Origin of the sequence: Geomicrobium sp. JCM 19038, from assembly GCF_000698125.1 — a bacterium.
Taxonomy (GTDB): Bacteria; Bacillota; Bacilli; order Bacillales; family Marinococcaceae; genus Geomicrobium_A.
The window spans coordinates 168385-193633 of sequence record NZ_BAXA01000005.1 but is presented as its reverse complement, the minus strand read 5'-3'; the positions used below and the strand labels follow the sequence as shown (position 1 = coordinate 193633).

Below are 25249 nucleotides of genomic sequence, written 5' to 3'. Positions count from 1 at the left end.
TACAAGTCAACGGCATCCATATTCACTTTTAATGTTACTATAAGAACCCACTGGTCGGCTCCAGAATCATCTATCGTTGATCAATTTAACGGTGTTTCCAAAGACCTTATTCACAAATGTGGATAAGTAATAACCTGTACAAATAATAAGCAGACTAGCAACTCCTGTCGTTGGATCAATTCCAAAACGCGCACTCGCTGAAGCAACAACATACGTTATGATAAAAGCAATCAACATCAAAAACAGTACACTATGTGTCTCTTTCTTCAACCTCGTCACCTCCATTGTATATAAAGTTACGCTTGTTACTCAATAAAAGTTTCAAACATTCTGTCTTTGTTGCATCAATTACCTCGCATTACAAGATACCTTAACCTATTATAAATATATACCTTGTTTAACAAGTTATATGAAAGGTGTTAACCTATGTCCCAAACACAAATGCTAAAAGGAATTATTGATGGTTGTCTTCTTGCAATTATTAACGAAGAAGAATGTTACGGGTATGAAATGGCTACTCGCCTAAGTCATTTTGGCTTCTCTTCAATTAGTGAAGGCACTATTTACCCTGTGCTATTACGATTACAAAAAGAAGAACTTGTTACTTCTACACGCAAAAAATCAACCGCTGGGCCAAAACGGAAATATTACAAATTAACCCAAAAAGGTGAGGAAGAATTAGCTATCTTCCTAAGAAATTGGAGTGAAATCAGCCGCAACGTTAATGCTGTAATAACTAGAAAAGTTGGGGAAGTGAAAAGATGAAAGATCATGTATTGAGTAAGGCAAGCCAACAGTTTCTTGAAAATTTAAGAGTATATTTGTTTACATCTGGAAAACGTGAAAGTGAAATACATGATATTCTGCAAGAACTAACAGAGCACTTAACTGATGCAGAAAGAGGAGGGAAGTCTACAGAAGAAATTGTTGGTCAGTCACCTAAAGCGTACATGGAAAGTTTGTCATCAGAAATGAATCGTGATTATCGTACATGGGGATTAAAAATCATACCAATGCTACTTCTTGGGGCTATATCTTTTCTGTTTATTCAAGACTTATTGCAAGGTGAATTTGCATACAGCATGATTCAAATAACAGGATATTTATTATTCATTATTTCATTTCTAGGTGGCGTTTTGGTTGCTTTTAACCTTTTAGCAAAATCAAAGAAATCATTCGTAAAAGAAATGATTTGGCTAGGAACACCCGTCCTGCTAAGTATGCTAATTCTAATTGGTGCATTAATTCTTGATCAGAATGTTGTTTCTCCAATGATAGAATTGGGGATTGTTGGCCAAATCTTGCTGTCCATTCTGATGATTTCATTTGTCATTTCATTTTCATTTTGGGCAAAGACTTTTATTCTTCCAATCATTTTAATCGCCTTTCATCTGCCGCCTATCTTGTTAGCTTATACGCCTTTAACATCAGATATACAGTCACTACTTGCTACTGTAATTGCTTTTGGTGTAATCATTCTTTACTTAATGTTTACGAACGATGAAGACGATAAAAAGTCTTATGCTACTTAACTATTAAAAAGGCACAACATAAACAATAAATAGCAAAAGAACCCTGCAACCGATTTCTTAGGTTCGTTGCAGGGTTTTACTTTCTTTTATTAGTATCTAGGCATTATTTTTATTTCTTTAATTAATATATGAATTATTCATCTAAAAAAGATAGTTATAGAAATGCACTAAAAAAGCTACTCTAAAGAAGAGTAGCTCAAACTTGTTTTACTATACAAAGGAAATATATAGTATTTTTATAATATATCATATTTTGGTTTTTAATTACACAGTTGAATGATACCTTTGCCTCATTTGTTGCCAATTTCTTCATTAACTATAGTAATCTAAGAATCCTTGATGCAACGCTTCTCCAGCACGCGCAGGGTATCCCGGTTGTCTCATAATTGATGCGTCACCGCTGTTCGTTAAGAACCCTAATTCAATTAAAGTCGCTGGCATGGTCGTCTCTCTTAATACGGCGAAGTTCGCAGAATCCACACGTCGATACGTCATCCCTGTATCACTCACTAAGCGATCTTGCATCACGTTTGCGAGTCTTACACTGGCTGGGTTCGCAGACGGATGATGAAAGGTCTCTGCTCCTCTTGCCCTAGCATCCTCAGCTGCATTACCATGTACGCTAATAAACAAATCTGCATCTGCCTGATTTGCAATGTTCGCTCGCACAGACAAATCAATAAACGTATCGGTGCTTCTCGTCAAGATCACCTCAGCTCCGCTACTTTCTAACCGCTGAGCTAGCTCTAAGGAAACTTGAAGGTTTAATGTTTTCTCTACGAGTCCGTTCCCTTGAGCCCCTGGATCATGACCTCCATGACCAGCATCGACGACAATTAATCTTCCTTGCAACGGTCCAGTATTTCCAGCGTGCAATCGGAGATGATCTAAGTGTGTAAACCCACTCCCGCCGTTGAAGTTTACCTCTACCCACGGACCACCATTAACAAATTGCAGAATTTCGACTTGGTCACCCGTCGTTAGTCGATGAACGGTTTCATAGGACGCTCCTGGGCCACTTCTTACAGAGAGACGATGGTGCGTCACGGTTGCTGTATCAATGACGTCACCCATCTCGGTTACATTCATATAATCAGCATGTGTATAAGCGACTTGACCTTCATATTCAATCTTCACCCACGGACCACCGTTGATGTATTCATAAATTAAAACGATGTCGCCACTTACCAAATGACCTAACGATTCACTTGATCCACTTGGTTCTGTGCGGACCGCAAGTCTTCCATTTGCATCAACAATGCCTGTCGCAATTACCTCGCCTAACTCCCCGTCTTCCGGAGGTTCAGGTGGTGGTGTAATGTCTTCAATGTCGACATAATCTCGGTGTGTATAGGCAATCCCGCCATCGAATGTGAATGAAAACCATGGACCATTATTCACATATTCATGAACTTCTACCTGCGCGCCCTCGGTTAACGTACCGACCCGTGCAGCAGAACCACTAGGATGAGAACGAATGGCGAGTGCGCGATGAGTGACTGTACCTGTGCCAATAACAGGTTCATCCTCACCTGCTACTTCAAGTTCGACGAAGTAATTACTGTGCGTGTAGGCAATGTCTCCGTTATAACGAATACTTACCCAAGGTCCTTCCCCGACCGTTTCAAGAATCTCAAGCGCATCACCTTCGGTTGCGTTTCCAACTCGCTGACTTGAGCCACTAGCAGATTCACGGATGGCAAGATTACGGTGCGTAACAATGCCAATTGAACGTGGTTCAAGTCCGTCTGCACTTTGAGGTTGAAGTTGAGAATCATCCGGAACTTCAGCTTCCTCTTCGATCTGTTGCGATTCTTCTACTTGCTCTTCATCAACCGAACCTTCATTCTCCTCTTCTTGATTCTCTGATTCACTCTTAAGAATGAGGGCATCTTCATGGACGAATGCCAACTGACCATTTAAATCCGTTACGAACCAAGGTGACCATTTCTGGTCATAGATGTTCACTTCTTCTCCATGAGGGAAACTACCGATTTCTTCAGCACTTTCATAAGGCTGTGAGTATACGACCACCTCTTCGCTTCTGACAATCATCGTTTCAACGACTTCACGCTCTATGCTTTCTAAATAACGTTCCACTATCATAGAACTATGTACATAACCACTTGTTCCCTCATTATTTTCTATTTCAATCCAACCATTATCCTCCACATGCTCCATCGTAAACGGTTCATCTGACTTGACCTCACCTATAATTGCTGCTGATTCATCGGCACTTTCCCGTATTTCCAACGTCTTGTGAGCAACATAAGCCTCTTCTAATGCCTCTGTTTGAGTACTATTCGCGGTACTCAAACTCAACACGAACACCAATGTTATGGCGACTTTACAAAGCAATGAATTATAATTTCGCATACAACACCCCTTTAGGAAAAATAGACTTTAATTCCAATAAACTCCAGTAAACTTATCACACTTTATAAAATTTTACAAAAAATATGTAAAAATGACATTCATGACACGCCACCACACTATTTTATTCTAATAGTAATACGTACAGTCATTCTTAACTCCCCGTACTTTCCTGACTGATGCCGTTAGCACCTACAACGCTACATGTCGAATTAACGTTGTTTATTCACACTACTCAAGGGTAGAAGAAACTGTAATGACAACTGAACAAAACAAAAACGTTTTGAGGTGTTTCCATTGCGCTTTTCTGACATACCGACCAAAAGAAAATGGTGGATGTTCCTCGGTTTCCCTATCACTACAGGCATTGCCGCTTATTTATTTAGAGCAATGATTGAGGTGGGGTGGCCACCGTTATCTGCAGGCATCGGGTTGACGATTGGCTTTTTCATCGCAAGTTCTTTAATGGGTATTTTCAAACCCGAATTAGCCGTCCAAGAAAAAGAACAAAACCCTACACGCTTCCAAAAGATCGGACGAATTGTTCTCTATACATTGTTGACAAGTGCTATTGCCATCGTTACGATTCGATTTCTTATCTTAGTGTAACGAACGTTAAACATCGGAGAACGTTCCTATTACTACATGAAGGTTTAGAGTCACGTGCTGCAGTGGTAGAATGTGAAGTGTTTTGATTCATCTAAGGGGGATTCATATGAAGAAGAGATTACTTTTTGTTACATCCGCACTATTGCTAGGGGGATGCATGCAAGCGCAAGAAGAAATAACGGATACATCAATTAAACATGACTTTGATATTCCTACCGTTTTACCATTTGAAGTTAACCAGAAACAAACCATCATCGATATCCATCACTTACATGGGGTTCACCAATTCATTACATCTTATGATAATCACGATACAGGACAATTTCTAAAGTACATAGTGAGCCAACATCAAACGAGCGAAACCTTTGTCCACGACTCCTTACCTCATAATGATCATTACGATGAAATTTTCCAACTTGATAATGGCACGATTTTATATTATTTAGATGACACTCAGACCCAATCCATCTGGTGGGCAGAAGACGAAGATTACGTCGCAACGTTTATGTATATGCAAAGAGATACAGACGTACTTGGGGACTATAACTAGACGTTGATGACCTCATTGATTTGGTCATTCAAGTACATCATAGTTAAGTAAATCTATGATCATTCACGAACAAGGAGAGCGATCGATATGGATAACTTTAAAGACATCAATCTTACGTTACCAACTGGTTGTGACAACGCTCCACGAAAAAAAGTAATCATCGATCTAACGTTGGCTTTTTTGGCAAATGATTCTCTTACGATTCAAGAATACTTACATCCTACCGCTGTTTGGATGAAGTTTGCTACGAATGAAGAATTAACTGGCATAGAAGAGATTAAACAAAATGTCGAGGCGACTCATCAACCGATACGTGATCTAACCATTGCATCAGTGATTACACACGGAAAGTTCGCATCTGTTGATGGCGTTGTTCATTTTTCTAATAACCATATCCTTTACTTTTGTGATGTTTTTACATTTACAAGCGCTTCAAACAAAGGTGTCGTAAAGGAAATTAATTCGTATCACATAAGAAAATAAATCACTGTAATGATTAACGAATAACAAAACAAGGAGTATTTTTATGCTGCATTCTAACAACTCTGAAAGCAGAAATAAACCTCGTTTACCAATAAGAACTTTCGTATTTTTAGGATTGCTCATCGTCTGGATTTTAGGGTACTGGATCATGAATGGTGAATTACCACCCATGAGTTTTGACCGTGCTAACAACCGATTAATGATCATTATTATTGCAATTATCGCAGTAGCAATTTGGTGGAGGTTTTTTAACAAGGGAAAAGTAAAGAATCACCATCTTTGATGAATAATAAGGGATGATTATTATGAAGGTCTTTCACTGTGACTATTACTGGTCGATTTCAGAATCAGCTACTATGCCTGAGTTTAAGTACCATAGCAGGAAGTGATTACGATGTTCTACAAGACAATATCTCTGTTCGTTATCGTTACGTTCGTTATAGCATGTTCCTCAACGCATCATAAAGATGAAGAATTGCCGATTGTTGAAGGACATGGCTCTTCTTCAACTTGGGAAGCAGAGCTTATTACAAATCATGAAGCATCAGGCGAGAGAACTTACTCGATGGAGTTACGCTTTAAAGAAGACACGGATCGTTTAATGGGTTATGAAATTGAGATGAATGGGCGGCTACAATCCTCTAGCCCTGGTAATAATCCAACACCAAAGGCACATCGATATCATGATATTGAACTGGAAGACTCCTATCAATTCTACATCGCTTGGCGGGATGATAATGGAAATGAACATCTTGAGGATTTTGTTGTTACAGTGGAGGAGGTTTGAGCTTAAAAGAAAACAATGGTCTCCGTGAGGACTGCACCAATAAACAACCATCCATAAAATAACTATAACTCTCTTTTGTTGGTGTTCTTTTTCTTCCCTAAGCGCTTTTGCTCTTGTTCAATTAACAAATCTTGAAAATAATGAAATAAGACGAATGCTAAACCTACCAAAACCGGAAATGACAAAGCACTATACACGATAAGTTCGGAGCGACTTTCATTTACCAATGAATGAACCACGGATACTGCACTAATGACAAAAGGCAAAAAGAGCACATATTGAAAGAATAACTTTTTCTTCATTTTCTCGTGAGTCGGATCCTCAGAAATAATAATCTCTCCTTCTCGTGTTTTATTGACTACATGCATTCGGGCATTAATTGCACTGGTCGTTTTGTCAGCGGTCACCTACTTTTTTATCGTTCGTAACGTAAACAAACACACGATAACGACTAGCGATGATCGCCGTTATCGTGCATCGTATGGTCATACTCTCACTCGTTCACACTAAATCAATCATTAAGCGCAATCTGATTCATTCGTTCAATATTCCTAAAAGCAGCTTCAATGTAGGTATACGCTTCTTCATAATCGTCGTAGCCTATAGCGTCTGCGGCTTGAAGGTACTCTCTCGTTTCTTGAAGCCATAACGTAAGCTGCTCATGTTCATGAACGTAGAGTTCTAATTGTGAAAGTAGTTGCGATGTATGGGTTAACAACAACTGAGTCCCACCCCAGCCTTTTTGAATCGCTTCATCTTCATTACCATTTTTGTAAGCAACGAGGTACTGGATATCATCTAAATACGTTCGATCTTCGTCACGCAAAGGCATGACGTTTTCATGACGTTCCCCGTTAGGAGATGGATAAGCTTCTCCTAACCTCATTAATTCCTCTCTAACGAAAGATACTCCTTGGGTACCGTATGGGACAATCATTTCAGAAGTGACGGGATCCATACGATTTAGCCCCGCGACCGGAAGCTTAGATTCTTTTTCGAATACTAAATAATTCTCATAAAACACATAATCCTCATTGTAATCCCAACCTAAATGGCCTTGAATGATCGAAAAATGGCTTTCTGCTTCCTCACTTAAGAGACGTCCTTCATCTGGTAACTCATACGAACGAAAAAACATTGCAAATTCTTCATAATCACCATCATCAAACTGTGAATCTAGTCCAATAAGAGTGTCCTCATCAGCATCTATCATTTCGTCCTCGTACTGTTCAGAAGTCGAACTAACATTTCTTGGTTCATAGTACGTATTATTTAGTAAATAGTAATCCAAATCCCGGTACAACGACTGCAATTCTCTGACGTGGATCAGCCTCTTTTCACTATGATCGAGATCAGCAATTAACTCGTTAAATTTCTCTAAAATCGTTATCAAATCTTTTGTCACGTGCTCTTCTTCACTATGCTCAATCGCTTCCTCTAATAATGCTACTCTTCTCGCTTCAGAAACTTTGAAATTCTCTAGGTTGTAATTCTCATCTTCAAAGCCATACATGGCATACCCATTCATCAACCGATGACCTTCTTGTACCGATTGTACAATTGAACGGTGCATGTGATGAACGTCAGATAAGTAGTTTAAACGATCTTCTTCCTCATCAATCTGACTCTCCAGTTCCTTATCTTGACCCTTAACTTCCGCACCGTCAGTAGATTGATGGAGATCGAGATTCCAAATAAGAACGATCATCGCAAAGAAACCGATCGAAATCGATGTTACAAAAGCGAACTTTTTCATGCTTTTTCTCCCTTAATTAAGATGTATAATCGCATATAGATTAAGTGTACTTCAAAGGCGAATGAATATAAACATAATTAAGAATTAAAAGATAATTATTTCAGACTAGTAATTCAAGTTGTAGGCGAACCAAACTAAAAAGCCAACCTTCATACGAAGATTAGCCTCATTGGAGTGTTAACGTTCAAGTACAACTCTCGTATCAGATAAGAGGTCGTGGACACCGGCTTTTTCTGGGTGTACTGCCACGACGACGTAGAGAAGGTTTGTAATCCATAATACGCGATGAATAATTCTTCCTGCTACTTCACGTATGAACACGTCTTTCCAAATGAGTCGTTGTTCATCCGTTCGTTCCACTTTCAAACCGAACACCATCTTGCCAAGCGTCTGCTGCCAAACTTTTGTCATGACGACAAAATATACATAGTAACTTAAGGCAAGAAGCATTCCCTGAATCGTAAACACGCCAATCGCTGGTTCGGTAGTGAACAGGAAAGCAAACAGAGGGTGAATGATGATTGAACTTATCGACACGACCACTAGAAGGTCAATTAAATATGCCCATAACCGTAGCCAAAACCCTGCATAGGTTCTCATAACTTAGCCTCCTACTGATGTAAATAGAGCATTCTTGTTGCTCTACTCTCTTCTAGGATGGTTGAAACAGGATCCTTTGTAGCCATCGGTGCAACGACATTCCACATCGAACCTACGGTCGATTCGCTCGTATAGTGGGTGACTGTTGCATCAAGATCAAGCATAAGTTCCATATGCGAAACCGCATCTCGTAAATCCCCTAACTCATCAACGAGGCCATTTTCTAGTGCTTGATTGCCTGTGAACAATTGACCTTGAGCCAGCGTATCAACCTCTTCATCACTAAATCCTCTTCCTTCTGCAACCACTGCTGTAAAATCATCGTACATGTCATCAGAGATTTCTTGGAGTAATGCTTCTTCTTCTTCACTCAACGTCTGAAATGGCGAACCCATCTGTTTGTATTCACCCGATGACACACTTGTCTCCGAGATGCCCCATTCTTCAGCTAAGTCTGCGAAGTTAAGGCCTGCGCTCATCACCGTTCCAATTGAACCTGTCAGTGTTGCAGGATGGGCCATAATGTAGTCCGCACCAGCCGCGATATAATACCCCCCTGATGCAGCCATCTCACCCATTGACACGTAGACCGGTGTATCAAACTCCTCTTTAGATCGAACCACTTGTTCATAAATTGCGTTGCTAGCAACGACGCTTCCACCCGGTGTATTGACCGTAATTACAATGCCATCAACAAGTGGATCTTCCATCGCATCTTCTAACATCTCAAGAAACTGGCGATGGTGGTACCCAACTGAAAAGAACCCCGTGTTACTCCCAGTATCTTCAATGACACCATCCAGTTCCAGTACAACAATTTCTCCGTTCGAACCGTTTTTCATAATCTCTTTATTGTACATCTGATCAAAAGAAAACCATTCTGATCCTTCTGCGGTTAGGACCGTGGTTACAACTTGAATCGGTATGGCAACAATCACAATCACAGCAGCAACTGCACTGGCAATCCATCGCTTTGTATTCATCCTCTTACTACCCCTCTCTTCATTTCGCTTCTACACCTATCGTAATCATTCAAGTTCACGTAAAGGAAACGAAGAAATCACAACGAGCTCAACTTTTACTTGATGCGTTGATCTTCTCGTAATGTTGTGATGATAAACTAGTTGTACGATCATAAAGGAGTGATACTGATGAGCGAACCACGCATTTTACTTGTAGAAGACGACCCTTCCATTCGCATGATGCTCCAAAAAGTGCTGAACAAAGAAGGCTTTCATATGGTTGACGATGCAGACTCCCAACAAAAAGCACTTGAATTATGTCAAACGCATACATACAACTTTATTTTGCTAGATATTATGTTGCCAGACGGTGATGGCTTTTCAATTTGCCGCCAAATTCGTCATCTTACGTCTGCGACGATCTTTTTTGTGAGTGCCAAAGATACTGATTTTGATAAGCTATCAGGCTTTGCAATCGGCGGTGATGATTACATTACGAAGCCGTTCAACCCTTTAGAAATTGTAGCTCGAATTCGTGCCCGGATTGCCCGCCATTCACCAGTAGTACAACATGAGAAGCGTCGCTTTACTTATAAGCGCTTTACCATTGATGAACGAGAAGGCACATTAATCGTATTAGGTGAGCGTGTGCAATGCCCAGCACTCGTCTTCCAATTGCTTCTGTTCTTCTGTAAACACCCGAACCAAGTGTTTCATAAAGAACAATTGTACGAACACGTATGGGAGGATCCGTTATCCTTTGATGCACATACCGTAACGGTACACATCCGTCGGGTGCGCGAAAAAATTGAAGCTGATCCTAGCCAACCAACCTACATCGAGACGGTACGCGGCCTAGGTTATCGGTTTGTCCCTGACCAGGAGCCATCATGAAAGGGTTTCGATTCCGGTTATGGCGTCGGTTCACCTTCCAATATTCATTAGTTCTTTTTGTTACTGCTCTTCTACTCATCACATTTATTCTGATTTTTGGGTTTTATCTTGAGACGCAAGAACGGCGAACAAACTTCTATGAAGCGGGTCTCGACAGTCTTGCATTTTCGGTGGCTACCGACTATGCATTTGAAGGAGAACTGGCGATCAGTGATAGCTTACAACAGGAAGCTGATGCACGAAATGGCTGGTTTCAAATTGTCAATGAGGATGGTGCTGTTCTCGATGCGTATCCTAGCGGATCAGGTTTTTCAGATTCGTATAGCATGCATGAGCTTACAACATTAATTGACGCAAGGACGATTGAATCGCAACATGTGTACACGACGTTGTTTGAAGAGACCGATGAAACGTATTTACTCATCTACGGAGAAGAGCGGATTACAGATGAGCTTCTTGGGCTCCTGCAAACAGAGGGTACAACGAAAGAGGTTTTACAGCAATTTAATGATCATTCTGCTTGGGGATATGTGTTTGATGGCGACGAATTGATTCAACAGATGCAGGCGCCTCATTCATTAAGGAATCCAAGTATGGGCGAAGTGCTCTTACACCAAGCACAACCAGAACGTGTTGAGGCTTATGTTCAAATCGGGGAATCAGAAGGTCTTACGTACGTCGTTTATTCCCCCATACCAGAACTGCCTTTTCTTCCTTTAAATGAAGTTGGTACAACGTTAACGTGGATTGCCTTGTCGATCCTCGCGCTTGCATTATTATCATTTATTGCATCGATTCTTTGGTTTACAAGAACTTTTACGAAACCGATCGGTGGTGCGGTCAACTGGCTAGAGCAGCTAGAAGACGGGAACTTTCAAGAACCTGAAGCATTCGGAAAAACAAAAAAAGGACGTTGGAAACGCCCTTATCACCTTTATCAAGAGTTGTATCAATCGTTATCTAAGCTCTCAAATCAATTACGAGTCAATAAGGAAAAACGAGAAGCGTTGGAAGCAAGTCGCGAAGCATGGATTGCAGGGCTATCCCACGATATGAAAACACCACTCGCATCAATTCAAGGGTACTCAATTATGCTTGCCAACGAGCAGTATGACTGGGAAAACCATGAAACTCAAGAAATCGGGAACGTGCTCACTGAACGATCCACCTTCATGGCGAAGCTGATTGACGACTTAAGTTTAACGTATCGCCTCGAAAGTCACGCGATGACTTTACAAAAAGAAAACGTCGATGTAACTGAATTGCTTTCAACGAGTATTGAAGCTTTTCGACATGATGAACGATCCATTCATTTACAAATTGAATCATCTATTGAAAAGGCTTATGTCGATCCAAAATGGTTCGGCCGGATGATTGAGAACTTACTAGATAATGCGTTGAAGCATAACGAACTAGAAACGAACATTTGGGTGCACGCTTTCACGAACGGAGACGATACCTTCACCGTACAAGTCGCCGATAACGGACAAGGCATGAGTCAAGAAACCCTAAAGCGGCTGTTTGACCGTTACTATCGCGGCAAGTCTTCACAAGAACGCTCCGTCGGTAGCGGGCTCGGAATGACAATTACGAAAGAGCTCGTCCAACACCACGGCGGTTCCATTGATGTGAGCAGCGAACTCGATGCAGGCACGACCGTCTCCCTCGTTTTACCAATCGGTCCAAGTGTTGAAAATGAGTGATGAACCCCTCGAAGGCGAAGTGTCTAGATAGATGCTTCGCTTTTAGTTATACATCTCACTTCTTAACGGAATAACTATCTGTACCCGTAATCTATGTATTCCTTTTAAATAAAGGACGACTCAAAGATTCCTGAACGATATAAAATACCCATGAGGCTAGAATACTAAATATAAAGAATGAAACTTGAACCGATAATGGTTCTCCCCCTAATTTTAATATTACTAATATAATTAGGCCAATGAAGCCTCCGAGTGCTAGGTAAGTAATTTGCTTACCCCGAAACTGGTCTGCGATATATGACAACGGTAACCCTATAAATAAATACAGTACCGATGAATAGACGTTTACTATAATGAAATGATCGGTAAAACTACTGTACACATTTTCATCATGATAAGAAAAAAAGGCTGGAAATGATAAAAACGCACTAAATAGAATACAAGATACAATTGTGGTGACTATTTTGCTAAACATCTAAAACCCCTAAATTTATAAATTACTATACTCATCCTACTTTTTAATAAGGTTAAAACTTTCATCAGAAATAGTAAAACAAGCATATGTTGATTCGCCAGGTTAGCTTAAAATCCCCTTTTCATCAACATGACATAAGACGCAAACAGTTATTACACCTGATTTGCGTCATGTTAAATGGAGAACTATTCAACCATAAAACCTCCGAAATAAATTGTCCTACTAAGAGAAGTTTATTCTGACAAAACCTCAATTGTAAAACCACCTGGGGCTTGAACATAGAACGTATATCCATGAGATTCAATAGGAGAGTCGACCCTATAACCAGCATTGAAGAGCAGCTTGTTTATTTGATCTACTTTCTCTCTGCTTTCTTGTGGAAATCCTATATGAAACGTTTTAGGGTATTGAACGTCTTTGCCTTTCATTAATGTTAGGACAAATTGGTCGTCATCAAACATCGCTGCAAACCCATTACCACGACTTCCAACACAGGTCATATTGAAATAAGTTTCTAAGAATTCCTTAGATGCATTCACATCATTCACTGTTAAATTTAAATGGCCAAGTTTCATCACGTTTACCCTCTTTCACATTTTACTTTTTCATTTGAAAATCCATTCGATGCATTAATTCTATAATAGTATAGAAGGGTATTTTTCTTGCTGCAATTACTTATTAACTTTAAATAATTGAAGGTGTCAGCAGTAAAAGAAAGAAGTAAGTAAACTCCATTCCTTCATATTCTCTATTCCGTTTCACATTTGATTTTCTACAATCTGGTCATTCATAAAGATAATCACTCAATAAGAAATGCTATGTTTCGATCATCAACGAATTGTGTTAACCGAGACAGGTTATATGAAAAAAAACAGTAGCCCGATCCGTCATTGGTAGAGAACTTCGTGGTATTTCTTAAGAAGAAGGGGGAAATCAATTGAATTTCAAAAAATATATCAAAAAATTATCTCTATTCTGTGCGGGCACTGCGTTGTTGACTCTTGGTTTTTATTTTGCAAATGAATTTGATTCTCCATCTGTAACGGGCAGGCCATCATCATCCATTTTACTTTCAGGATTCGCAATCATGGTTGGGTTCGCAATAGGACTGTTCTTAAAAGAAAAATACAAATCAAAATAGCTAAACACTACACAATGAAAAAGCTATTAAATGACACTCGTTCATCAACATGCCATTTATTTAAATTTGTCATTTTACTCTTTTAACCATCTTGTAATTAATCAAGTGAACGCCCTTTCGCTCAACCGTTTGTTCACACATAACATTGTAACCTCGTTGTTCAAAAAAAGGCTTAGCTGTTATGCTTGCTTCTGTATGAACTGCTACAAGATTCAACCTCATTGCCTCAGATTCAAGCAGTTCAACGATCGCTGTGGCTATGCCTTGTCTTTGATAATTCTTATGAACAAAAAGCCGATCTAAATAGCCGCTATAAGTTAGATCACCAAAACCAACGACTTCTTCATCAATCTTTGCAACATAGGTGATGTTTTGATTCAAGGTTTCCTTCCAAGACTTGATTTTAGATTCTTTTTCATCTTTTGGTGCCCACGCATCCACTGCTCTTTGAGAATAATCCCTTAAACTCACGGAGTGAATGGTATCGTAAAATAATGAAACCATCTCTTTCGCATCGTTATCTTCATACCTTATGATTTTCATTTAACTATCACTCCAGATCGATTATATAGGTGACTGCCAATGCAGGCAGTCACCTATACATTAGATGCGCTGATAATTCTTCCCTTTAATTAGAACGATTAGACCAATAAGAACAGCTAACAACGCAAAGCTTAGCAACACATGTTGAATCGCTATTCCTCCTTCAATGAGTGACGGAATAACGCCATATGCAATGGGATCAAATCCATTCATCGCTAAATAAATGAGGCTCATCACACGCCCGATTAACTTTGGATCTGTCGTCTCTTGAGCCGAAGTGAAGAACGGAATCGTAACAATTGGCATCGCTAAACCAATGAAGAAAACAACCATTGTTAGCCAAAATAAATCTGTTAGTTGACTGAATACAACTAACACAGCAGCTGCCCCTAACAATCCATAAATCGAGGTATTCCCTCTATTTTTTAATTGAACAAACCCTACAATCGTAGAACCAATGACCATCCCAATTCCTAAACTAACTTCTAAATAGCTTAAATGAATTGGTGTTCCCCCATACAAATCAACGACAAGTGGAATCGAAACAATAATAGCTCCCATCACAAGGAAGTTATATGAGATTAAAATGATTATTCCCGTTATTAAATACTTGGACTTTAATACATAAAACAAGCCTTCCTTTAGATCAAGAATCGGCGTATGGTGAAGTTTAGCCTCAACCGCTGCTTCTTTAATAAATGGTGGGAACACGAGCACTGTTGAAAGCAGAACTAAAACGGTTGCGACGAAATAACTCGTTGAAAAATTCCCAAATTCCATAAATACTCCAGCGAGAAGTGGTCCCATAATAAATGACACTTGATCAAAGCCTTGGAAAAGGGCATTCGCTTTTTGCAGTTGGTCTTTTGTAACGATTTTCGGAATCATGGACGTTTTCACGGGTCCAAAGAAAGCATCAATTGTACCGAAGAAAGCTGTTAAAACAAGTAATAATAGAAAAGTCATGTCATCCAAGGCAACAAAATAATAAATGATTGCTAAGATAATGACTTGTGCTAGATTAGCCGAGAACATAACCGTCGTTTTTTTGAAGGTGTCCGCTAATACGCCTCCAAAAACCATCATGATTAAACGTGGGAGGGTTGCTGCAATCAAGATAACCCCTAAGTTACTAGCCGATCCTAAGTCTGTCACGACGTACCAGGTCGTTGTCGTAATAAACATGCTATAGCTAGCAATTGTAAAGAAACCAGCAAATAGCAGTAAGACGAATGTTCGGTTTCTAAATAATGACTTTGTATAACTTTGTTCCATCCTCTATTCTCCTTATCAAATTAACATGAGTCTGAGAACATCCAGTGCAATCTTTTTTTGTTCGTAAATACATATAAAAAAAGCCCATACTTGAACACAGCATGGACTTAACGTTCTAATTTTGAACAGTAAGGCGATGTTGTCTGATGTTCTCTACTAATACAGGTAAGGGTATTAAAATTTCGCATGCGAAATAAACTTCCGTATTTAACGGAGTTTTTTAATTACCCTTTTCAATTACTGTTATTAGTTTTGAAAACTCAGTAACATGCACACACCTCACTTTTACAATGATCTCGAATAACTTAACACATGTAGTTCACGATAGCAAACTGTATAAAAACATTCATCTGCTCGTCCACTGATCAATTAAAGAACGCAAGTAGATTGTTATACCTTACTTGCGTCCTTTACACTTATCAAGCTCTGCAATCCTTCATGCAGGATCAGTACATTCTAATTAGTTAGCTAACACTAAAAATGACACAAAAAATAACGCATAGGAGCCCATGAACCCAATCGAGAGCTTTCCTAACCTTGTATTTAATGAAAACCCTTTTGCAATTCCAACTTTAAACATATTAACGATTAAAATACAAACCGCTAGAAAGAATGACAACATTGCAATAATTAAGGCGATTTGTTCCAACATGATAACCTCCCTTAATGAAATTAATTGCACGATTAAAAGTACATTTAGCAAGCTTATGAGTACCAATAACCGATCCATTCGGAAACCATAAATTTTTCTTTCACTTAGTTCAATCTGCCAAGCATCTAAAATGCCAAATAACAGATCAATCATGACCTTAACCGAAATTCCTGTTTGCTGTAGAACTTGCTCTAACTCCTTACCGTATCTTTTTCTCCAAATTTTAGGGTAAAGGTAGATAAACCACCTCATATTAAGCCAAGCCTTTTTGAACCGAGCGTAGCGATTTTTTGAAGTTCTTCTATTTGTTGAGTTAAATACACACTACCCTCTTTTGTTAATTTGTAAGGTTTTTTACGATCTTCTGATTCAAGAACACGTATATACCCTGCCTTCTCTAAGCGTGAGATTGCTCCATATAACGTACCTGGTCCTAGATTAATATCATAATTCGATTGAATATCTTCCATAATTGCATATCCATGACGGCTTTTTTCTGCAAGGCTTATCAATATTAACAATGATGGTTCTGAAAACTTTCCTTTTTTGACCATCTTTTCACTCCTTGTTTTATTACGTAAAACGTTATATCGTATAACGTAATAATAAACTATGCGTAAGCGAAAGTCAAAATGAATACTTTAAAATTTCAATTTTTTTGCCGATTCAATTTGAATCGCTTGTTGGACACTCGGCTTGGTCACAATTGTCTTCCTTCATTAATATAAGACTTCCAGCAACTAACTTTTTATGTTAACTTGAAAACAAAATGAACAAACAGAAAAATTAAATAAATAAGATTGGAAAGGAGGTATATGAAATCGACGTTTTACTTTGGATAACAATTGGTTTCATCCTAATCGGATTTTTTGTTCTTCTTTCTATGAAAAAAGGTATGGAAAATAACCTTGCTTTTATAACTGCGAATAAGGAAGACGATCCACATTCAATAAAAACACATTCTATCATTTGGTGGATCTTGAGTGCCACAGTTTGGGGAATCGTGAGCATGATGCTTATCGTTTGGTCGTTTCATAGTTATTTTGGATAATTGCTAGTTTCAAGTGCTCTTAGAAATAAACTTCTAGAAATCAAAAAACCCTTTGGAATCAATTGATCCAAAGGGTTAAACTTCGTGACTAATTCTTATTGTTCTTCAAGAGTACCGACAGTTGGTAAGTCTTCTAATACATCAGTTCCATGTGGAGCTGCTTCAATTTCTTCTGTACGGTCACCACCAGCTTCTAATCCACCAGCAGGAGCGTGCTCTCCACCTTCCCATGCGTCAACACCTGTAACATCATAAACAACGCCGTCAACAGCTACATAAGCATCGTTTCCATCTTGACCATCATATTCTTCAAGTTCTTCTAAAGTGAATACTTGGCCTTCATCTGTTGCAGCTTCTTCATCCGTTCCTTCTTCTTCGCCACCGCCACAAGCAGCAAGTAGCAACATTGAACTACTACCAAGAACCAATAATAATTTATTCATAGAAAGTCCACTCTCCTTAAAACTAATCAGTACTTATGGTTTCTCCACAGACACTATAACATTTGTATTTCGTCTTACATAGACACTTCATAGTTTTGTCAGTTTTTATTCATAGAAAGTTTATATTTACAAGTGAACAAACGCATCTTTCCTTAAGCATATGATCTACACAAGCAGTTTTTAATAAAAACGCATCCTGCAATAAGCGCATCCTTATTGCAGGATGGCGCCCGATTGTTGGATTATATTACATCTTATCTCCTTCTTTACGAGCATTAATTATCGTTTTTATTTGCTTGTTTTTGTAATGCATAAAAATAATACCTTGAACAATTAGTGTTCCGAGACCTATTACGAAGCCTAACACTATTACTATGTACATAATCTGAAAGAATTCAAAACCATAGCCTTCACCCTTTATAATAATTTCCCTTACCATAAATTCCTAAGTGCTGAACAAATAGATATAGAATAAGAAAGTTACCCTAAAAATGATTTTATTGTTCTAAATTACTTGCGAACAACCTAGAAATTCCTTCCCCTCCACTAACGCTAAATAAGATAAATATTGCTAGAACGATTATCAATATACCTACAGCTATAGAAACATATTTAATCGATTTCAATGAACTTTTTATCATCAACGGCAACAATATAAACATAATACCAATAGAAGAAAAGATTAAAACTCCTAAATAAAAGCTACGTATAGCAAATTCACCGTAATGCAATTCATTATCCTCCATTCTTTCTAAATTTCACAAACAACCCGGAAAGGCTATTAAGTTCTAGAATATTAGACATCCCCACATAGGTATTTATACCCTGAAAATAAACCGCGAAACAATAATAATTCAAACTTTTATAAGTTAATTAAAAATTGATTGCTCATTTATTCAATTAAATGCCCTCACAAAGATAAGCGCAACCCTTATTACAGGATCGCGCCCTTTAACTGAAAAGGTTAATATCTATGCGAAGGTCGAAAAAAATACCGCCTATTCGACAGCTAGTTTAATCGCTTATGCTGTCTTTTTTATTTCGTAGTGTATTAAACTCTGCCCATAAAAACATCAGAATTGCCACTACTAGAGCTATGATCGCACCTGTATGGAACATTTCGACTCGCATCATCTCCAATAAACTCTCAAACTGATCTTCGTTCATAGTTTGGACTGGCTCAAAGTTTGCTCCGTAAATAACAGTGAGCATGTATGGCGTAACCCACAAGAGTGTGGCAATAATAAAAAATGTCGATGCTAAAAAGTACCTTCCCGCATTAACCCTCCGATTCCATTTATTACTGTGAATTCAAAATTATTACATATTATTGTAATTACCCTAAAAAAGAGTGAGTAAACGAGCTTCTCGTTTAATGCATATCCCCCATTCTCGTTTTGGGTTGACGGGAAAAGCGCAATCCCTATTACAGGGTCGCGCCCGTTAATTGAACAGCAGCATTCATCGTCAACAAAGAACATGAATTACATGAAAGATCGACTATTTTCGTATATTAAGCTAATGATAGTTCTTCTATTGTAATGTGCAATGTGTTGAGCTAAACCCTCCTAGAAACTTCCAAACCCGAAGCGACCATTGCCACCTTCGGTGCCGAAACCAATGAAAAGCGATCTAGATCGCGGATCTCCTAGAACTCCCCCAATCCCTAACCAACCGTAGATCTGATATCCACGGGCACATCAAACTTCTACACAATCTCTATCCGAGCTTCACGACGTGTGCGGTACACGAATAGAATTGCTGCGAGTAGTAAACCGCCTGCGCTCAGGAAAAATGGAAGTGCCAGAGGGTCGGTTACGACGAACACAAAGCTTATGATGTCTCGTAAGGCGAAGATGATAAACAGCAATGTACCTGGCACAAGCAGGCCGAGCAATGACAAGTAGCTGCCTGCAAATCGGGAAACGATACTTGTCATGATGACCATGAGCACGACGATGCTATAGACGATTGCAACGGAGACGAGCATGTACGCTTGAAAGGAAAGGTCATACCAGAAGAATGACGGAGACATGAACGAGTTTATGCTTGCTTCCCAGAAATAGGTCGTGTCATTTAGCACCACATACCCGGCAAATAAAATTCCGAGAATGAGTGTCGCGAGCAATAAGCCGACAAATAGAGCTGCCCAGAGTTTCACGCTGAATACTCGCCTTCCTTTTTTTGTGACGTACTGAAGCGGCCGCACATGATGGTCTCGGTAAAAAGATGGACTAATGAATACGACAATCGCGACTAGGACGAGCATGCTCCCGTTAAAGAGCAACGAATGAAAATTATCCATCACTTGTGCAGGTAAGATTGTACGATGTTCGCCTCGTGCATCACTTTCGGCAATTCGTTCATTGGCTGCTGCTGTGTAGGAAGGATCTTCGGTGTCGGAGTGGTACTGGTCAAGAATACTTCGTTCCATCTGGATGTACCAAAACAGCCCGTCCGCACTATCCATGAGCGTGTTTCGGAGCTCTGGCAGCTCTCGTTCGTCGATGTCACTGGCAAACAACTCATCGTATGTGTTAACGTCCAGTTCAATTGCATCGATGTGATTGGCGATGAACGTGTCTGCCGCGGCTAGCTGCTGTTCGTGATGCTCGGCAAATTCAGCCATGTTCGTCTCAGTCACCTCGACCCCGTATTCGTGCACGAGATTCTCAGCGGTTTCGTAATAATACGCATCACTTCCGTTAGGAAAGTGTTGAAAATGGAATTCAATATTCATGATATAAAGAATGGCAGCGATCGGGAGGAAGAGAAGCCACATCCGCCATTGCAACAGGCGGCGAACTTCTTTTATGAATACTCGCATCGTGTTCTTCCTTTCTGTTAATGTATCGATTGTTTGTTGAAGCTTCGAAACGCTCCGAATACCATAACCGAGGCAACCCCGCTCCAAACGAGAAGTGTAACGACCTCATACGTTTTTGCTGCAGTGAGCGGTGCGGTCGCCGAGAACCACATGTGCGGGTTCATGATGAGCGTCACGGGCGTATACATTCCGTAAAACAGGAAATTGGAACCAGCTGGGGTGAGTAATGGGAGCATCACGAAGCCTCCAGCGCCGATCAAGACAACGAAAAAGACGGCATAGCTATTACGTATGAACACACTCGTAAAAAAGACGATTTGAACGAAGATTAAAAGCACCGTGTACGTGACGATCAAGGCGCCGATTAGAAACGTCAACATCGTCAGCGGCCACCACGTCAAATACGGAAGCGGTCCATCCATATTGAAATACGAGCTCACATACGTATTCCACATTCCAGAGAAGGAGCTTGTGGAGAAGAAGACCGTTAAAGAAATGGCCAACACCGCTGTAATGATGAGAAAACTGCTGGCGTTCACCGCTAACCATTTCGTGAACAGCAAACGGCGACCCCGCGCAGTGCTATATATGTGCTGTGCAGTACCGTACGCGTGCTCGTAATTCACACTATGTGCAGTGAGCAATGTGAGGATGATTGAAAGCCCAATTAACGAGTAACGAAAGACGTGTTCATAAAGGGTTGCATGGGTTTGCTGACCGAGATAGAAGACGGTTTTGTTTTCTTCTTGATGGAGAAGTGCATCGTAACGCTCACTGTAGGCAGCGTACTGGTTGTGCATCCATTCGATTTGATTTCCTTCGAGTGCGTATTGATCAATCGCCTCTTCGGCGAGACCGTTCATAGTAATTTGCTCATATTCCTCATCGATGAATTGTGCATCTTCGACATAGGCTTCGCGAACGGCAAGCTCGATGAGTTCTATGGCAAGTGGGTCCGTAAAGTCGATGCCGTGAGCCACCTGATCGCTCGCCGAAGAAATGGTTGTGTTGTTCGTTTCATTAAAAGCTGTTAACCGCTCTTCATTGTCAGCGGCAACATCAAACACCCAATTCTCATCGAGCACATGCCCGTAGTTTTCCACAAGTGATGTTGTTGCGTTTCTTTCGGTAGCAGACATGTCGTACCAGGCAGAAGAGATGACGAGAACGTTGAGTAGAATAAGCAGACTGATAAGCGAAAGAAGAACGGGGGAGCGCAACAATTTCCGGAGTTCATAACCGAATACGTTCATTGCCGCTCGTCCTGATACACCGTTAAAAACACATCTTCAAGCTGAGGGGATACCACTTCCCAATCTCGTTGGACTGGTGCGGTTGTGTGAAAACGCGCACGCACGTGCGCATTTTCCTGTCGTTCTCCAAGAATCACATACGTTTCCCGAAACCGCTCCATCTCTTCATGGGCGACCAACGTTTCATACACTTCTCCTTGGATGCTGTTACAAAGCGTATCGATGGAGTCTTTATACAGGAGTTTCCAGTCTTTAATCATGACGATTTCATTGGCGATGGACTCCACGTCAGCGACGATGTGCGTACTTAAAATAATGGTGCGCTCTTTAGAGAGCCGGGACAACATGTTCCGAAACCGAGCGCGCTCTTTCGGATCAAGGCCGGCGGTCGGTTCATCAAGGATGAGCAATTGTGGGTCATTCAAAAGCGCTTGGGCAATGCCGACCCGTTGAATCATACCTCCGGAAAATCGCTTCATTTTTTTATGAGCGACTTCCGTGAGTGCAACCGTTTCTAACAGTTCCTCAACTTTGACTTTCGTTTTTTTATAGTCGAGCCCCTTTAATGCAGCAATATAGTGCAAATAACGCGTCGGTGTATCATTCTTATAGTAGCCAAACTGTTGGGGCAGATAACCGATCACATCGCGATACGTCGCGCCCATCCCATAAATGTCCTTACCGTTATAACGAATGCTGCCACTCGTTGGAAACAATAATGTGGCCATCATTTTGATAAGTGTCGTTTTGCCTGCACCATTTGGCGCAAGCAACCCATATACACCTGTATCAAATTTAAGTGAGAGCTCCTTTAGTACAGTAGATGTACCGTACTTTTTCGTGACATTCTCAATCGTTAACACTAGACCTCACCCTTTTGTTTTGTATCGTCAAAAAGAATCTGAATTTGTGAATAAAAATAAGAAAAGGCAGCGATGGCAAGAACGGTGTATACACCCGTAGGAATCATTTGAACGATACCTTCAAGGGGCACTCCTGGCACTAAGTACAAGCCAATGGTCATGGTGATCCATAGAGTTGGAAACCCCCAATGCCAAAGCCACTTTTTCTGAATCGTCGTCATCAACGTCAAGTAAATTGAAGCAAATAAAAATAGGCCACTACAGGCGACAGCTAACCCTTGTAGTACGGGGATGTGTACACCAAGCACATTCGCAAAGGCAACAAAAAAGGTGATGCCAATGAGAGAGGAAACCGCAATTACGAGTGTGCGTAAAGCAGTGAGTTGCACGAGATTGAAATGCGTTGCTTGTTCGACTTCAATGCCAGGTTGCTCCATTTTTAACACGACGAACAGGAGCATATGAGCATAGAAGTAGAAAGGGGTCCCCATGAACAGCAAACTAAGGGTCGGGACGGTATACGTCGCGCTCGCTTCTTGCATCAAAGCAAACAATACAGCGACGAGCGGCATGAACAATAGGACAGATAAGACGAGAAACATCGCTTCACGTCCATCATAGAACAGATGGCGGAAACCAATCATTTGATACAATTTGAACAGCCGACGGTAAAACCGATCATTGTCACTCATGCCTTTTCTGACAATGGTTTGAATCTCCTGTTCGTTTCTGTGCTCATTGGTCATGATCATCTACCTCCCAAGCGTCCTTTATTCGTTTGAGCGACGTATAATACTTCGTTTTAATCGTTGATTCTGGCATGTTCAACTTATCTGCCAGATCGACAAACCGTTCTCCTTGTAGGAGTTTCCCTCGCACGATCTGTCGCTCAGACTCTTTGAATGTTTGCAAAAATTCAAGAATCCGCTCCACCTCAAATGAACGAAACAGTTGCTCTGTGAAATCCTCACTTTGGCGATCGTCAACGTCAATCGCACGTGTTTTCTTCGCCTGTTGATACGCTTTTGAGCGAAAATAATCAATCATTCGGTGGGAAGCTATTGTATAAAGCCACGTACGAAAGCTTGCCTTTCTTTCATCGAATGAACGGATCGACTCTAGCATATGGATAAATATTTCTTGAGTAAGGTCTCTTGCAAGCTCCTCATCGGAAACCTTCGATTTTACATAACCGAGTAGATCGGTATAATACATCGAGACGAGCTCATTCGCCGCGTCATGATGCCCTTTTTTACGTATTCTCTTAATGAGCTTTCTTTCACGCGACAAACTTCTCACCCTACCTTTTGCTTCTCCTAATCTTATATTCGTAATCTAGCGACAAATTGTTTGTGTTTTCTATAAAAAATTATTGGGTTGGGTGGCGAGAGAGGGGCGGTCTATGAAATAGTGAAAATCTACTTCTTAAAATAGGTTCCCACAACGATTGGGTTGGAGTTTCGAGCTGACGATGTATTCTAAAGCTGGGCATAGAAAAGTCGACATAAAAAGAGGCAGCGTGTCCGGGCCCCTTTTTATGTGACCGTCCACCCTGCAAATGGGTCATTTAAAGACGCTAACTGCTTGCATTCCTCGTGATTTCTAACCGCACACGATCTGCGTGATCTTAGCAGAAGCGGTATTACCATAAGTACCCTATTGATTCATTTGATTTCATATTATTTCCTTTGTTCGAAAAAGCCTTCTTTTCATTCAACGGAGGTTTACTAATAATCACGCTTTTCCACAGCCATACCCCATCCTTTAATTACAATAAAAACACAAGGATGAAAAAATGCACAAGTCTTAACTACAAACTTGATTGTTTATTTATTCCATTAAATGGCCCCACAAAGAAAAGCACAACCTTTATTGAAGGATCGCGCTTAATTCCTGAGCATGCGCACCTTATCAATCATTACTTTGTTGTAGGGATACACATTATCTGATTCCATACTCTAATCCTCTAGAGTTAATGTGCTTACAGCCTCATTCTCGAATTTCTTCTCTAAAGCAAGAATAGACATCGTGCAACGTGATCTACTAATGACCTTTTCTGATGAATCCTCAACAATTTCTATTTCCCAAACCATAGTTTTTTTTCCTTTATGTACTGGAACTGCTGTAGCTACAACTCCTTCTTCATAAATGCCTTTCATATAATTAGCGTTTATCTCTAGTGCGATTGTGTATTCCTCTTCTAAGTTAATGTTTTCCCAAGTCCCTAAACAAGCGACTGTTTCTGACAATACAATTAAAGCACCACCATACAATTGACCTTGGGGTTGTTTCGTTGAATCATTCACTAGCATGGTTGCAACTACCTTATCTTCCATTACTTCAATTATATGTATACCCAAAGCATTTAATATTGAACTCATTACAACAAGCCTCCTCCTTTTAATAATCATACTTTCTAAAAAGACATTAATTAAATTAAAGTTAATGATGTTTTCCATCATTATTTCTGATAATTA

The 25249-nt window shown here is 40.1% G+C and carries 28 protein-coding genes; 9 read left to right on the top strand and 19 right to left on the bottom strand.

Annotated elements, in window-relative coordinates:
• Positions 1-66: 66 nt before the first annotated feature.
• A complete protein-coding gene (locus JCM19038_RS08660) occupies positions 67-270 on the bottom strand; it encodes a hypothetical protein (protein WP_042416764.1) in 204 nt (67 codons plus the stop codon).
• A 156-nt stretch (positions 271-426) separates the two neighbouring features.
• Here JCM19038_RS08660 and JCM19038_RS08655 point away from each other — a divergent pair, with 156 nt between their 5' ends.
• Positions 427-765, top strand: a complete 339-nt coding sequence (locus JCM19038_RS08655) for a PadR family transcriptional regulator (RefSeq protein WP_042416761.1) — start codon at positions 427-429, stop codon at positions 763-765.
• Entirely contained in the window at positions 762-1532 is a 771-nt protein-coding gene (locus JCM19038_RS08650) for a DUF1129 family protein (RefSeq protein WP_042416758.1), read from the top strand. The genes JCM19038_RS08655 and JCM19038_RS08650 overlap by 4 nt, the downstream gene beginning before the upstream one ends.
• Positions 1533-1844: 312 nt before the next feature.
• Here JCM19038_RS08650 and JCM19038_RS08645 read toward each other — a convergent pair whose 3' ends face one another.
• A complete protein-coding gene (locus tag JCM19038_RS08645; protein WP_042416754.1) occupies positions 1845-3908 on the bottom strand; it encodes an SH3 domain-containing protein in 2064 nt (687 codons plus the stop codon).
• Positions 3909-4202: 294 nt separating this feature from the next.
• On the opposite strand from JCM19038_RS08645, the gene JCM19038_RS08640 reads away from it, so the two are divergent.
• The 4 genes from JCM19038_RS08640 (at position 4203) to JCM19038_RS08620 (ending at position 6334) form a co-directional block, all read left to right on the top strand.
• Positions 4203-4514, top strand: coding sequence for a hypothetical protein (locus tag JCM19038_RS08640; RefSeq protein WP_042416751.1), 312 nt, complete (start codon positions 4203-4205; stop codon positions 4512-4514).
• Between the two features lie 106 nt (positions 4515-4620).
• On the top strand, positions 4621-5064 hold the full coding sequence (locus JCM19038_RS08635; RefSeq protein ID WP_042416748.1) for a hypothetical protein: 444 nt from the start codon (positions 4621-4623) through the stop codon (positions 5062-5064).
• Between the two features lie 87 nt (positions 5065-5151).
• Positions 5152-5547 (top strand): hypothetical protein, encoded by a 396-nt coding sequence (locus JCM19038_RS08630; RefSeq protein ID WP_042416745.1) that lies wholly within the window; start codon positions 5152-5154, stop codon positions 5545-5547.
• A 394-nt stretch (positions 5548-5941) separates the two neighbouring features.
• Complete coding sequence (locus tag JCM19038_RS08620) at positions 5942-6334, top strand: hypothetical protein (protein WP_042416738.1); 393 nt, start codon at positions 5942-5944, stop codon at positions 6332-6334.
• A gap of 62 nt (positions 6335-6396) precedes the next feature.
• On the opposite strand, the gene JCM19038_RS08615 is transcribed toward JCM19038_RS08620, so the two are convergent.
• The 4 genes from JCM19038_RS08615 to sppA all read right to left on the bottom strand — a co-directional run bounded on the left by JCM19038_RS08615 (position 6397) and on the right by sppA (position 9673).
• On the bottom strand, positions 6397-6741 hold the full coding sequence (locus JCM19038_RS08615; protein ID WP_042416734.1) for a hypothetical protein: 345 nt from the start codon (positions 6739-6741) through the stop codon (positions 6397-6399).
• 104 nt (positions 6742-6845) lie between these two features.
• On the bottom strand, positions 6846-8090 hold the full coding sequence (locus JCM19038_RS08610) for a hypothetical protein (protein ID WP_042416732.1): 1245 nt from the start codon (positions 8088-8090) through the stop codon (positions 6846-6848).
• A gap of 177 nt (positions 8091-8267) precedes the next feature.
• Entirely contained in the window at positions 8268-8690 is a 423-nt protein-coding gene (locus JCM19038_RS08605) for an RDD family protein (RefSeq protein WP_042416730.1), read from the bottom strand.
• 11 nt (positions 8691-8701) lie between these two features.
• A complete protein-coding gene (gene sppA / locus JCM19038_RS08600) occupies positions 8702-9673 on the bottom strand; it encodes a signal peptide peptidase SppA (RefSeq protein WP_042416727.1) in 972 nt (323 codons plus the stop codon).
• A 168-nt stretch (positions 9674-9841) separates the two neighbouring features.
• On the opposite strand from sppA, the gene JCM19038_RS08595 reads away from it, so the two are divergent.
• Positions 9842-10546, top strand: coding sequence for a response regulator transcription factor (locus JCM19038_RS08595; RefSeq protein ID WP_042416724.1), 705 nt, complete (start codon positions 9842-9844; stop codon positions 10544-10546).
• A complete protein-coding gene (locus JCM19038_RS08590) occupies positions 10543-12249 on the top strand; it encodes a HAMP domain-containing sensor histidine kinase (protein ID WP_042416722.1) in 1707 nt (568 codons plus the stop codon). The genes JCM19038_RS08595 and JCM19038_RS08590 overlap by 4 nt, the downstream gene beginning before the upstream one ends.
• Before the next feature lie 708 nt (positions 12250-12957).
• Here the strand turns inward: JCM19038_RS08590 and JCM19038_RS08580 are convergent.
• The 5 genes from JCM19038_RS08580 to JCM19038_RS08555 all read right to left on the bottom strand — a co-directional run bounded on the left by JCM19038_RS08580 (position 12958) and on the right by JCM19038_RS08555 (position 16889).
• Positions 12958-13299 carry a VOC family protein gene (locus JCM19038_RS08580; RefSeq protein ID WP_042416717.1) on the bottom strand — a complete coding sequence of 114 codons (342 nt, stop codon included), beginning with the start codon at positions 13297-13299 and terminating at the stop codon, positions 12958-12960.
• A 635-nt stretch (positions 13300-13934) separates the two neighbouring features.
• Positions 13935-14408 carry a GNAT family N-acetyltransferase gene (locus JCM19038_RS08570; RefSeq protein WP_042416710.1) on the bottom strand — a complete coding sequence of 158 codons (474 nt, stop codon included), beginning with the start codon at positions 14406-14408 and terminating at the stop codon, positions 13935-13937.
• A 60-nt stretch (positions 14409-14468) separates the two neighbouring features.
• Positions 14469-15683 (bottom strand): MFS transporter, encoded by a 1215-nt coding sequence (locus tag JCM19038_RS08565; protein ID WP_042416707.1) that lies wholly within the window; start codon positions 15681-15683, stop codon positions 14469-14471.
• Positions 15684-16143: 460 nt separating this feature from the next.
• A complete protein-coding gene (locus JCM19038_RS23490) occupies positions 16144-16335 on the bottom strand; it encodes a hypothetical protein (protein WP_238554337.1) in 192 nt (63 codons plus the stop codon).
• 248 nt (positions 16336-16583) lie between these two features.
• Complete coding sequence (locus tag JCM19038_RS08555) at positions 16584-16889, bottom strand: PadR family transcriptional regulator (RefSeq protein ID WP_042416701.1); 306 nt, start codon at positions 16887-16889, stop codon at positions 16584-16586.
• A gap of 266 nt (positions 16890-17155) precedes the next feature.
• Here JCM19038_RS08555 and JCM19038_RS23485 point away from each other — a divergent pair, with 266 nt between their 5' ends.
• Positions 17156-17386, top strand: a complete 231-nt coding sequence (locus JCM19038_RS23485; protein ID WP_081831704.1) for a hypothetical protein — start codon at positions 17156-17158, stop codon at positions 17384-17386.
• A 95-nt stretch (positions 17387-17481) separates the two neighbouring features.
• Here the strand turns inward: JCM19038_RS23485 and JCM19038_RS08550 are convergent, their stop codons facing one another.
• The 8 genes from JCM19038_RS08550 to JCM19038_RS08505 form a co-directional block, all read right to left on the bottom strand.
• Positions 17482-17829: a cytochrome b5 domain-containing protein gene (locus JCM19038_RS08550; RefSeq protein ID WP_081831703.1), complete on the bottom strand. Its 348-nt coding sequence runs from the start codon at positions 17827-17829 to the stop codon at positions 17482-17484.
• A 1014-nt stretch (positions 17830-18843) separates the two neighbouring features.
• Complete coding sequence (locus JCM19038_RS08535; RefSeq protein WP_042416695.1) at positions 18844-19041, bottom strand: hypothetical protein; 198 nt, start codon at positions 19039-19041, stop codon at positions 18844-18846.
• 496 nt (positions 19042-19537) lie between these two features.
• Entirely contained in the window at positions 19538-20656 is a 1119-nt protein-coding gene (locus JCM19038_RS08530; protein WP_042416693.1) for a hypothetical protein, read from the bottom strand.
• A gap of 17 nt (positions 20657-20673) precedes the next feature.
• Positions 20674-21909, bottom strand: coding sequence for an ABC transporter permease subunit (locus JCM19038_RS08525; RefSeq protein WP_042416691.1), 1236 nt, complete (start codon positions 21907-21909; stop codon positions 20674-20676).
• Entirely contained in the window at positions 21906-22772 is an 867-nt protein-coding gene (locus JCM19038_RS08520) for an ABC transporter ATP-binding protein (protein ID WP_042416688.1), read from the bottom strand. The genes JCM19038_RS08525 and JCM19038_RS08520 overlap by 4 nt, the downstream gene beginning before the upstream one ends.
• Positions 22772-23518 carry a hypothetical protein gene (locus JCM19038_RS08515; RefSeq protein ID WP_042416685.1) on the bottom strand — a complete coding sequence of 249 codons (747 nt, stop codon included), beginning with the start codon at positions 23516-23518 and terminating at the stop codon, positions 22772-22774. Before JCM19038_RS08515 ends, JCM19038_RS08520 begins: the two co-directional genes overlap by 1 nt.
• Positions 23508-24062: an RNA polymerase sigma factor gene (locus tag JCM19038_RS08510; protein ID WP_042416683.1), complete on the bottom strand. Its 555-nt coding sequence runs from the start codon at positions 24060-24062 to the stop codon at positions 23508-23510. Before JCM19038_RS08510 ends, JCM19038_RS08515 begins: the two co-directional genes overlap by 11 nt.
• A 668-nt stretch (positions 24063-24730) precedes the next feature.
• A complete protein-coding gene (locus JCM19038_RS08505) occupies positions 24731-25153 on the bottom strand; it encodes a hotdog fold thioesterase (protein WP_052361304.1) in 423 nt (140 codons plus the stop codon).
• Positions 25154-25249 lie beyond the last annotated feature (96 nt).